This window comes from Tepidimonas sp. (genome assembly GCF_036825565.1).
GTDB lineage: Bacteria > Pseudomonadota > Gammaproteobacteria > Burkholderiales > Burkholderiaceae_C > Tepidimonas.
Window position 1 is genome coordinate 1 of the sequence record NZ_DAISXZ010000080.1, and the last position, 10,081, is coordinate 10,081.

Below are 10,081 nucleotides of genomic sequence, written 5' to 3' on the forward strand. Positions count from 1 at the left end.
TCGTCATACGGGGCGGTTTCGGGGCCATTGTAGAATCTAGCGGTCCTTCCGATGCGCCCGGGCCGGCCCTGGCCCATACTTCCACGCGCCCACACAGCGACCACACCATGAAACCCATCGTCACGCTCATTGGTGCCGCCCTCGCCGCCACCCTGTCCTGGTCCGCCCAAGCACAGACCGCTCAGCCCGACCTCAAGCGCGGCGCGACGCTGTTTGGGCAGGTGTGCGTGGCCTGCCACGCGGCGGATGGCAACTCGACGACCGCGGCCAACCCCAAGCTGGCGCAGCAGCACCCGGAGTACCTGATCAAGCAGCTGCGCGAGTACAAGTCGGGCAAGCGGGCCAATGCGGTGATGGTGGGCTTTGCCAGCCAGTTGTCCGATGACGACATGCGCGACATCGCCTACTGGCTGGCCAGCCAGAAGGGCGCGACCGGGTTTTCCACCAGCGCCGAGCTGGTGCGCCTGGGCGAGCGCATCTACCGCGGGGGCATCACCGATCGCCGCATTCCGGCCTGTGCCGGCTGCCACGGCCCCAGCGGCAGCGGTATCCCGGCCGAGTATCCGCGCCTGAGCGGCCAGCATGCCGAGTACACGGCCACGCAGCTCAAGGCGTTCCGCTCCAACGAGCGCGCCAACAACAAGCAGATGCACGAGATCGCGCGCTACTTGACGGACAACGAAATCAAGGCCCTGGCCGATTACATTGCCGGTTTGCGTTGATCCGCGGGCCGACCGTGGCCGCGTCCCGTCTAAAGGCCCCGTCCGCTGCCGGAGAATATCAGCGTTCGATAATATTCGAACTGGCAGCCGGCCCCCGCGTGGAACCTTCCGCGTGACTCCAACTCTCAGTCGAGGCAGGCCCCCACTCGGCCTGCCTTTTTTGTACCCCGTGTCCGCATGAGTGCTTCCACTGCCGGTATCGAGCTGCGACTCCAGTCCCGCCGCGTCGCGTCGGCGGTCGAGCTGCTGTCGTCGATGCGTTTTGCCATCGCGCTGCTGACGGTCATCAGCATCGCGTCGGTCGTGGGCACCGTGCTCAAGCAGCACGAGCCGATCAACAACTACGTCAACCAGTTCGGGCCGTTTTGGTCCGAGGTGTTCGGGGTGCTGAACCTGTACTCCGTCTACAGCGCCTGGTGGTTTTTGCTGATCCTGGCGTTTTTGGTGGTGAGCACGACGCTGTGCATCGTGCGCAACACGCCCAAGATCCTGACCGACCTGCGCCAGTACAAGGAGCATGTGCGCGAGCAAAGCCTGCAGGCCTTTCACCACAAGGCCGAGACGACCTTGGCCGAGGTCCCGCGCGCGGCCGCCGAGCGCATCGGCCAGGGGCTGCTGGCGCGCGGCTGGAAGGTGCGCCTGCAGTCGCGCGAAACCCCCAGCGGCACCGGCTGGATGTTGGCCGCCAAGGCGGGGGCGGCCAACAAGATCGGTTACCTGGCGGCGCACGCGGCCATCGTCATCATTTGCATCGGCGGCCTTTTCGACGGGGATTTGATGGTGCGGGCGCAGCTCTGGTTTGGCGGCAAGGAGGCGTTCCAGGGCGGCGGGCTGATCGCCGACGTGCCCGCGAAGCACCGCCTGAGCGACGCCAACCCGACCTTCCGCGGCAACCTGCTGGTCACCGAGGGTACGCGCGCCGGCGTCGCGGTGCTGCCCCAGCCCGAGGGCGTGATCCTGCAGGAGCTGCCGTTCGACGTGGAGCTGAAAAAGTTCATCGTCGAGTACTACGACACCGGCATGCCGCGGCTGTTTGCCAGCGAGATCGTCATCCACGACCACTACACGGGCGAGGCGCGTCCGGCGCGGGTGGAGGTCAACCACCCGGTGGAGCATCGGGGCATCCAGATCTACCAGTCCAGCTTCGACGATGGGGGTTCGCTGGTCAAACTGCGCGCGGTGCCCATGGGGGCGAGCGTCAAGCCGTTCGAGGTGCAGGGCCGCATCGGCGAAGCGACCGCGCTGACCAATGGCGACGAGCGGCTGCGGTTGGAGTTCACGGGCCTGCGCGTCATCAACGTCGAGAACTTTGGCGACACGGCCGCCGCTGGCGTGGATGTGCGCAAGGTCGATCTGCGCCAGGCGATCGAGTCGCGTCTGGGCTCTGGCCACAAGACGGCGACGGAGCGCGTGCTGCGCAACGTCGGCCCCAGCATCACCTACAAGCTGCGCGACGAAGCGGGCCAGGCGCGCGAGTTCCACAACTACAAGCTGCCGATCGACCTGGACGGCCAGCGGGTGATTCTGCTGGGCGTGCGCGATACGCCCCAGGAGCCGTTCCGCTATCTGCGCGTGCCGGTGGACGAAAACGATCGCCTGGACGGCTTTGCGCGGCTGCGCGCGGCGCTGGCCGATCCGGCGATGCGGCAGATGGCGGTGCGGCGTTATGTGGCGGCGGCCGCGCCCGACCAGCCGCCCGCCGTGGTGCAGGCGCTCACCGGGTCGGCCCAGCGCTCGATCGACCTGTTCGCCGGTGAGGACCCGGAGATCGAGCGCCTGCCCCACAACGGCGTGCCCCGTCTGGGGGGGTTGCAGGCGCTGTCGGCGTTCATGGAGGTCAATGTCCCCGAGGCCGAGCGCGAGCGCGCCGGCGAGGTCCTGCTGCGCATCCTGAACGGCACGTTGTTCGAGCTGTACCAGCTCAGCCGCCAGCACGCCGGCCTGCCGCCGGCGCAGCTTGGCGACGCCACCGCGGCCTTCATGACGCAGGCGGTGCTGAGCCTGTCCGACGCCTTTTTCTACCCCGCGCCGCTGACCTTCCAGCTCGAGGACTTTGAGCATGTGCAAGCCAGCGTGTTCCAGGTCGCGCGCGCGCCGGGTAAGACCATTGTGTACTTGGGGTGTCTGTTGCTGATCATTGGGGTTTTTGCCATGCTCTATGTGCGCGAACGGCGCCTGTGGGTGTGGCTGGCCCCGGCTGGTGACGGCGCCCGCGCGACCATGGCGCTGTCGAGCAACCGCAAGCTGCTCGATAATGACCGCGAGTTCGACGGCCTGCGTGGCCTGCTGTATCCCCCCGCGTCCAAGGGTTCGACATGACGTCCGCTTCCCAAACCATCGACCTCAAGCTCGACAAGCACAGCGCGTCGGACAGCGGCGCGCGCGGCTGGCTGGCCCGCCGCACGGTGTGGGACTGGCTGTATGCGCTGCTGGCCGTGGCCGGTGCCGCGGTGGCGCTGTGGCAGTGGGGCCACGCGATGGATGGCTACGAAAAGGCCATTCTGGTCGGCGCGGTGCCCAGCCTGGTGGCGCTGGCGTGGTTTTGGCGCCCGGTGCAGCCATTGACCGTGGTGGTGGCGGCGCTGGCGCTGCTGGCCATCGGGCTGTACCAGGCAGATGGCCGTGCCGATTTGGCGCGCGCCGATCAGGTGTTCCTGCTGAAGTATTTCCTCTCCAGCCAGTCGGCCATCCTTTGGATGTGCGTGCTGTTTTTTATGAGCACGGTGTTCTACTGGATCGGGCTGCTGGCGCCGCGCGGGGGCGAGACAGCCGAGCGGCTTGGCTCGCGCATCGCCTGGGTGGCGGTGACGCTGGCGCTGGTCGGCACGATGGTACGCTGGTACGAGAGCCACCAGATCGGCCCGGGCATCGGCCACATCCCGGTCAGCAACCTGTACGAGGTGTTCGTGCTGTTTGCCTGGCTGACGGCGGCGTACCACCTGTACTACGAGGATCGCTACCAGACGCGGCGCATGGGGGCGTTTGCGATGCTGATCGTGAGTGCCGCGGTGGGCTTTTTGCTGTGGTACACGGTGGTGCGCGAGGCGCACCAAATCCAGCCGCTGGTGCCGGCGCTGCAGAGCTGGTGGATGAAGCTGCACGTGCCGGCCAACTTCATCGGCTATGGCACGTTCGCAATTGCGGCGATGCTGGCGTTTGCCTACTTGATCAAGCAGAGCGCCGGCGAGACGCGCTGGTGGAAACTGGCCCCGCTGTGGCTGCTGGGCATCGTGTTGTGCTTCGAGCCGCTGGTGTTCCGCCGCGGGGCCGCCGAGCAAGGGGCCGGCTACTGGTTCATCTACTTCGGCGTCTCGGCGCTGATCGTCGGCGGGATTCTGGCCGCGCGGCGGCGCATCGCCGAGCGGCTGCCGAGCCTGCAGGTGCTCGACGACGTGATGTACAAGGCCATCGCGGTGGGCTTTGCCTTCTTCACCATCGCCACCGTGCTGGGCGCGCTGTGGGCCGCCGAGGCCTGGGGCGGCTACTGGAGCTGGGACCCGAAGGAGACCTGGGCGCTGATCGTGTGGCTGAACTACGCGGCGTGGCTGCACATGCGCCTGATGAAGGGGCTGCGCGGCACGGTGGCGGCGTGGTGGGCGCTGGTGGGGCTGGGCATCACGACGTTTGCCTTCCTGGGCGTCAACATGTTCCTGAGCGGTTTGCACAGCTACGGCGCGCTCTGATCCGGCAGGGGTGGCCCCGATGCAGCCGCGGCCCAGCGAGATCACGCCACGGGCGGTCGTCGAAAACCGGCGCGCATGGCTGCAGCGCGCGGGCTGGATGGCGGCAGGGACAGTCGGGGCGGCGCTTGCGCCGGCCGCTGGTGCGACCGCGTCCGCCCCGGGCAGTCGGCCCGGGCAACGTCCGCCTTTGGCCGCCCGGCCCAGCACCGTCGCCGGTGCCCACACGCCCGAGGCGCCCACGCCCTACGAACTCATCACCGGCTACAACAACTTCTACGAGTTTGGCACCGACAAGGAAGCCCCCGCCCGCCTGGCGCACCGCATGCGGCTGCGGCCATGGACGGTGCAGGTGGAAGGGCAGGTGGCGCGGCCGCTCACGCTGGATCTGGACGACCTGCTGAAGCTGGCGCCGATGGAGGAGCATCTCTACCGTCTGCGCTGCGTGGAAGGCTGGTCGATGGTGATCCCGTGGGTCGGCTATGCGCTGTCGGCGCTGATCGAGCACGCGCGGCCGCTGGGCAGCGCCAAGTTCGTCGAGTTCCACTCCGTGGCCGACCGCGAGACGATGCCCGGCCTGCGCTCCAGCGTGCTGCTCTGGCCTTACGTCGAGGGGCTGCGGATGGACGAGGCGCGCCATCCGCTGACGCTGCTGGCCTTCGGCCTGTACGGCGAGCTGCTGCCGCCGCAGAACGGCGCGCCGTTGCGACTGGTGGTGCCGTGGAAGTACGGCTTCAAGAGCGCCAAGTCCATCGTGCGCATCCGCTTCGTCGAGCGCCAGCCGGCCACCGCCTGGAACGTGGCGGCGCCGCACGAGTATGGCTTCTACGCCAACGTCAACCCGGACGTGCCGCACCCGCGCTGGAGCCAGGCCACCGAGCGGCGGCTGGGTCAGGGCGGGCTGTTCGCGCCGCGCCTGAAGACGCAGCCGTTCAACGGCTACGCCGAGCAGGTGGCGGGGCTGTACGCCGGCATGGACCTGCGGCGCTTTTACTGACGTGGACCGCTGGCTGCGCGCGGCCAAGCCCTGGGCCTTGCTGCTGCTGGCGGCCCCGGCGGCGTGGCTGTGGGGGCTGGCGCTGGCCGACCGCCTTGGCGCCAACCCGGCCGAGGCGCTGATCCGGGGCCTGGGCCTGTGGGCGCTGCGGCTGCTGTGGCTGACGCTGCTCGTCACGCCGCTGCGGCAGCTGACCGGCTGGCCGGCGCTGGCCGGCTGGCGCCGCGGCCTGGGGCTGTGGGCGTTCGGCTACGCGCTGCTGCACCTGCTGGCGTACGCGTGGCTGGATCAGGGCGGCGACCTCGCCGCGATCGCGCGCGACGTTGCGCAGCGGCCGTTCATCCTCGTCGGCGCGGTGGCCGTGCTGCTGCTGGTGCCGCTGGCGGCGACTTCGTTCGACGCCGCGATCCGGCGCCTCGGCGCGCGGCGCTGGCGCGCGTTGCACCGGCTGGTGTACGCGGTGGCGCTGCTCGCGCTGCTGCACTGGTTCTGGATGCGCAGCGGCAAGCGCCTCTGGGGCGAGGTGGTGGTGTATGGCGCGCTGCTGGCGCTGCTGCTCGGCTGGCGGGTGCGCGCGGTGGTCAGTCGAGCGCGAGCGCGCGCTCCTGCCGCCACAGGTCGGCCACCGTCTCGCGCGCGCGGATGAGCTGCGCGCGCGCGCCGCTGACAAGCACCTCGGCGGCCTTGCTGCGCGTGTTGTAGTGGCTGGCCATGCTCATGCAGTAGGCGCCGGCCGAGCCGACCGCAAGCCAGTCGCCCGGCTGCGCGGCCAGCTCCCGGTCACGCCCGAGCCAGTCGCCGCTCTCGCACACCGGGCCGACCACGTCCCAGGTCAGCGCCGGGGCGTCGGGGCGTGGCCGCACGGGGGCGATGGCGTGGTAGGCCTCATACATGGCCGGGCGCGGCAGGTCGTTCATTGCCGCGTCCACGATCAAAAAGTTTTTGGCCGCGCCGGGCTTGGTGTAGAGCACCTGGGTCACGCAGATGCCGGCGTTGCCCACCAGCGAGCGGCCCGGCTCCAGCAGCAGGCGGCGCCGGCCATAGCCGCGCGCGTCCAGGCGCGCCAGCATCGCCTGCCACAGCGCATCCGCGGCGGGGGGCTGCTCGCCGTGGTATTCGATACCCAGGCCGCCGCCCAGGTCCAGGTGGTGCAGGGGGATGCCCGCGGCCTCGATCGCCTCGACCAGGTCGAGCACGCGGTCCAGCGCATCCAGATAGGGGCCGATGTTGGTGATCTGCGAGCCGATGTGGCAGTCGATGCCCACCACCGACAGGCCGCTCAGACTGGCGGCGTGGCGGTAGGCGTCCAGCGCCTCGTCGTGCGCAATGCCGAATTTGTTGCCCTTGAGCCCGGTGGAGATGTAGGGGTGGGTCTGCGCGTCCACGTCCGGGTTGACGCGCAGGCTGACGGGCGCGCGCACGCCCAGCTCGCGTGCCACGGCGTCCAGCTCGTCCAGCTCGGCGCGGCTTTCGACGTTGAAGCAGCCGATGCCGACCTGCAGCGCGCGGCGCATTTCGGCGCGGGTCTTGCCCACGCCCGAAAAGACAATGCGCTCGGGCGGCGCACCAGCGCGCAAGGCGCGCTCCAGCTCGCCGCCGGAGACGATGTCGAAGCCGCAGCCGGCCCGCGCGAACACCTCCAGGATCGCGAGCGTGGAGTTGGCCTTCATCGCGTAGCAGATGAGCGCGTCCCGCCCCTGTAGCCCGCGCTGGTAGGCCGCCACCGCCGCGCGCATGGCCGCCACCGAGTACACGAAGAGTGGCGTGCCGTACTCGCGAGCCAGATCGGCGACGCGCAGCCCTTCGACCCACAGCTCGCCGTCGCGGTAGGCAAAATGGGGGGCGTAGGGCAGCGTCAAGGGGCCTTTCTGGCCACATCCCGACAGGGTCATGGCCAGCACGGCCGCCCAGACGGCCAGACGCGGTCCTACAATGCGCCGACTTCTTTGCATGCGGGCGATTGTAGTGATGACCGATCTCGAATACCTGGACCGGGCCGAGGCGGCCCTGAAGGCGGTGGAGCTCAACTGCGACCGCCTGAACGAAACCACCGATGCGGACATCGACAACCAGCGCGTGGGCGGCATGATCACGCTGACCTTCCGCAACGGCAGCCAGATCGTGATCAATCTGCAAAAGCCCCTGCACGAGATTTGGATGGCGTCGCGCTCCGGCGGCTACCACTACCGTTTCGACGGCCAGCACTGGATGGACACCAAGGGCGCGGGGGAGTTTTTTGCCCACCTCTCGCGCGAGGCGTCGGCGCAGGCGGGCGTGCCGCTGACGTTTACGCCATAACCCGCCGCCCCGCACCTCTCCGTGACTCGGGGGCGGGGGCTTACTGCCGGAACAGATCTAGGATGCTGCGCTTTTCCCGCGGGTCGGCCCCACCGTCGGGGGGCGCATCGCCCGAAGGCAGACTGACTGCATCGCCAAAGCCCAGGCGTTTGACGTAGCTGCCGTCCGCGTATTCGTCATACACCCAGTCGCCGTTCACGAACGCGACGCCCGAGGGCGGGGTGAGCTCGTGCACGGGCGTGTTGCGCAGGGCCTGACCCATGAAGTCGATCCAGATCGGCAGCGCCAGCGCCCCGCCCGTGGCCCGCCGCCCCAGGTTGCGCGGCGTGTCGTAGCCCAGCCAAGCCGCCGCGGCCAGCGTCGGGTGAAAACCCACGAACCACGCGTCCTGCGCATCGTTGGTGGTGCCGGTCTTGCCGTACAGATCCGGACGCTTGAGCGTCGCTTGCGCCCGCGCGGCGGTGCCGGATCGGGTGATTTCGTTGAGGAGCTGCCCCATCAGAAAGGCATTGCGCTCGGGCAGGGTGCGGTTGGCCTCGTCCGGGGCCTGCGGCGGCACCTCCAGCAGCAGCCGCCCATTGGGGTCGGTGATGCGGGTGATCAGCACCGGCGGCAGGTAGTGTCCTCCGTTGGCGAACACGCCGTAGCCGGCCGCCATTTCCAGCGGCGTCACGGACCCCGCGCCCAGTGCCATGGTCAGGTAGGGCGGATGCTTGGCGGGGTCCAGCCCAAAGCGGGTGATCCACTGCTGTGCCGACTGGGTGCCGACGGCCCGCAGCACATGGATCGACACCATGTTCTTGGACTTGGCCAGCGCCGTGCGGATGGCCATCGGCCCGTCGTACTGTCCGTCGTAGTTTTTGGGCTCCCAGGGTTTGCCGCCCGTCACACTGGCCGGGAAGAACAGTGGCGCGTCATTCGCAACCGTCTGCGGCATGATGCCCTTTTCCAGAGCGGCCGAGTAGACGAAGGGCTTGAAGCTGGAGCCCGGCTGGCGCTGCGACTGCGTGACGCGGTTGAACTTGTTGCGCTCGAAGTCGAAGCCGCCGACCAGCGCGCGGATACCGCCGTCGCGCGGATCGACGGCGACGAAGGCCGCCTCCACCTTGGGGGTCTGGGTCAGATACCACCCCTGCGCCCCCTTGACGATGCGCACGACGGCCCCGGGGCGCAGCTTCAGGTGGGGCGGGGCGTTGTCGCTCAGTCCCGAGCGCACCGACTCCAGCCCCTCGCCAGTGATTTCGATCGGCGTGTCGTCGCCGCGCACCACGACCACTTTGCGCGGGTCGGCCGACAGCACCACGGCGGTCAGCAGCGGCTCGTTATCCGGCACGGCGGTCAGCGCATCGTCGATGGCCGCCTCGCGGGCGGCGGGATCGGCCGGCAGGTCGATGAAGCGCTCCGGCCCACGGTAGAACTGGCGCCGTTCGAAGTCCAGAATGCCCTGCCGCACGGCGCGCCAAGCCGCGCGCTGCAGGGCCGGGTCGATGGTGGTGTGGACCTTCAGACCGGCGGTGTAGGCGTCTTCGCCGTAGCGCTCGACGATGGTCTGGCGCACCATCTCGGCGATGTACTCGGCGTGGATGGCCTGCTCGGCATCGTAGCGGCGCAGGCGCAGCGGCTCCTCGCGCGCGGCCTGGGCCTCGGCGGCGGTGATGAAGCCGTTTTCCAGCATCCGGTCGATGATGTAGAGCTGGCGCGCCCGGGCTCGTTTGGGGTTGCTGATCGGGTTGTACGCCGACGGCGCTTTGGGCAGGCCGGCCAGCATGGCCGCTTCAGCGATGGTCAGGTCCTTGAGCGACTTGCCGAAATACGTACGCGCCGCCGCTGCAAAGCCGTACGAGCGGTGGCCCAGAAAGATCTGGTTCATGTAGATCTCGAGGATCTGCTCCTTGGTGAGCATGTGCTCGAGCTTGAAGGTCAGCAGCACCTCGTAAATCTTGCGCAGGTAGCTCTTTTCGCTGGACAGATAGACGTTGCGCGCCACCTGCATGGTGATGGTGGAGGCGCCCTGGCTCTTGGCTTCGCCCAGGTTGGCCAGCGCCGCGCGCAGCAGGCCCCGGTAGTCAATGCCGTTGTGCTCGAAGAAGCGCGCGTCCTCGATGGCCAGCACCGCGTTGATCATCACCGGCGGGATGTCCTCGAACGGCACGAGGTTGCGCCGCTCCTCGCCAAACTCGGCCAACAGCGAGCCGTCGCGCGCGTACACGCGCAGCGGCAGCTTGGGGCGGTAGTCCGTCAGCTCGCTGACGTCGGGCAGGTTGGGGTAGGCCATCGCCAGGCCAAGGGCGACCAGCATCGCTGCGGCCAGCCCCGTGCCCAAGACGACCGTCAGCGCCCCCCACAGCATCCGGCGCCAACCCGATTGGGGCGCGGGCTTGGGC

General features: G+C 68.9%; 8 protein-coding genes. 6 read left to right on the plus strand and 2 right to left on the minus strand.

The window, feature by feature from the left end; genetic code table 11:
• Positions 1-107 precede the first annotated feature (107 nt).
• The 5 genes from V7026_RS09890 (at position 108) to V7026_RS09910 (ending at position 6,045) form a co-directional block, all read left to right on the plus strand.
• Entirely contained in the window at positions 108-722 is a 615-nt protein-coding gene (locus tag V7026_RS09890; protein ID WP_334155219.1) for a c-type cytochrome, read from the plus strand.
• 177 nt (positions 723-899) lie between these two features.
• Entirely contained in the window at positions 900-3,041 is a 2,142-nt protein-coding gene (locus V7026_RS09895; protein ID WP_334155220.1) for a cytochrome c biogenesis protein ResB, read from the plus strand.
• Complete coding sequence (gene ccsB, locus V7026_RS09900) at positions 3,038-4,405, plus strand: c-type cytochrome biogenesis protein CcsB (protein ID WP_334155221.1); 1,368 nt, start codon at positions 3,038-3,040, stop codon at positions 4,403-4,405. The genes V7026_RS09895 and ccsB overlap by 4 nt, the downstream gene beginning before the upstream one ends.
• 19 nt (positions 4,406-4,424) lie before the next feature.
• Positions 4,425-5,399 (plus strand): protein-methionine-sulfoxide reductase catalytic subunit MsrP, encoded by a 975-nt coding sequence (msrP, locus tag V7026_RS09905; RefSeq protein ID WP_334155222.1) that lies wholly within the window; start codon positions 4,425-4,427, stop codon positions 5,397-5,399.
• 1 nt (position 5,400) lies between these two features.
• The gene (locus V7026_RS09910; protein ID WP_334155223.1) at positions 5,401-6,045 is read left to right on the plus strand and encodes a sulfite oxidase heme-binding subunit YedZ; all 645 of its coding nucleotides are present in this window, start codon (positions 5,401-5,403) and stop codon (positions 6,043-6,045) included.
• Here V7026_RS09910 and lysA read toward each other — a convergent pair.
• A complete protein-coding gene (lysA, locus tag V7026_RS09915; protein ID WP_334155224.1) occupies positions 5,981-7,486 on the minus strand; it encodes a diaminopimelate decarboxylase in 1,506 nt (501 codons plus the stop codon). The two genes, V7026_RS09910 and lysA, sit on opposite strands and share 65 nt — an antisense overlap.
• Here lysA and cyaY point away from each other — a divergent pair.
• Positions 7,368-7,697 (plus strand): iron donor protein CyaY, encoded by a 330-nt coding sequence (cyaY, locus tag V7026_RS09920; RefSeq protein ID WP_334155225.1) that lies wholly within the window; start codon positions 7,368-7,370, stop codon positions 7,695-7,697. The genes lysA and cyaY overlap by 119 nt on opposite strands.
• Positions 7,698-7,737: 40 nt before the next feature.
• Here cyaY and V7026_RS09925 read toward each other — a convergent pair whose 3' ends face one another.
• On the minus strand, positions 7,738-10,047 hold the full coding sequence (locus V7026_RS09925; RefSeq protein WP_334155226.1) for a penicillin-binding protein 1A: 2,310 nt from the start codon (positions 10,045-10,047) through the stop codon (positions 7,738-7,740).
• Positions 10,048-10,081 lie beyond the last annotated feature (34 nt).

Excerpts from the sequence above, each read along its gene's own strand:
- V7026_RS09890 (WP_334155219.1), top strand. The coding sequence starts at position 108 with ATGAAACCCATCGTCACGCTCATTGGTGCCGCCCTCGCCGCCACCCTG.
- V7026_RS09895 (WP_334155220.1), top strand. The coding sequence starts at position 900 with ATGAGTGCTTCCACTGCCGGTATCGAGCTGCGACTCCAGTCCCGCCGC.
- ccsB (WP_334155221.1), top strand. The coding sequence starts at position 3,038 with ATGACGTCCGCTTCCCAAACCATCGACCTCAAGCTCGACAAGCACAGC.
- msrP (WP_334155222.1), top strand. The coding sequence starts at position 4,425 with ATGCAGCCGCGGCCCAGCGAGATCACGCCACGGGCGGTCGTCGAAAAC.
- cyaY (WP_334155225.1), top strand. The coding sequence starts at position 7,368 with ATGACCGATCTCGAATACCTGGACCGGGCCGAGGCGGCCCTGAAGGCG.
- lysA (WP_334155224.1), bottom strand. The coding sequence starts at position 7,486 with ATGCCGCCCACGCGCTGGTTGTCGATGTCCGCATCGGTGGTTTCGTTC.
- V7026_RS09925 (WP_334155226.1), bottom strand. The coding sequence starts at position 10,047 with ATGCTGTGGGGGGCGCTGACGGTCGTCTTGGGCACGGGGCTGGCCGCA.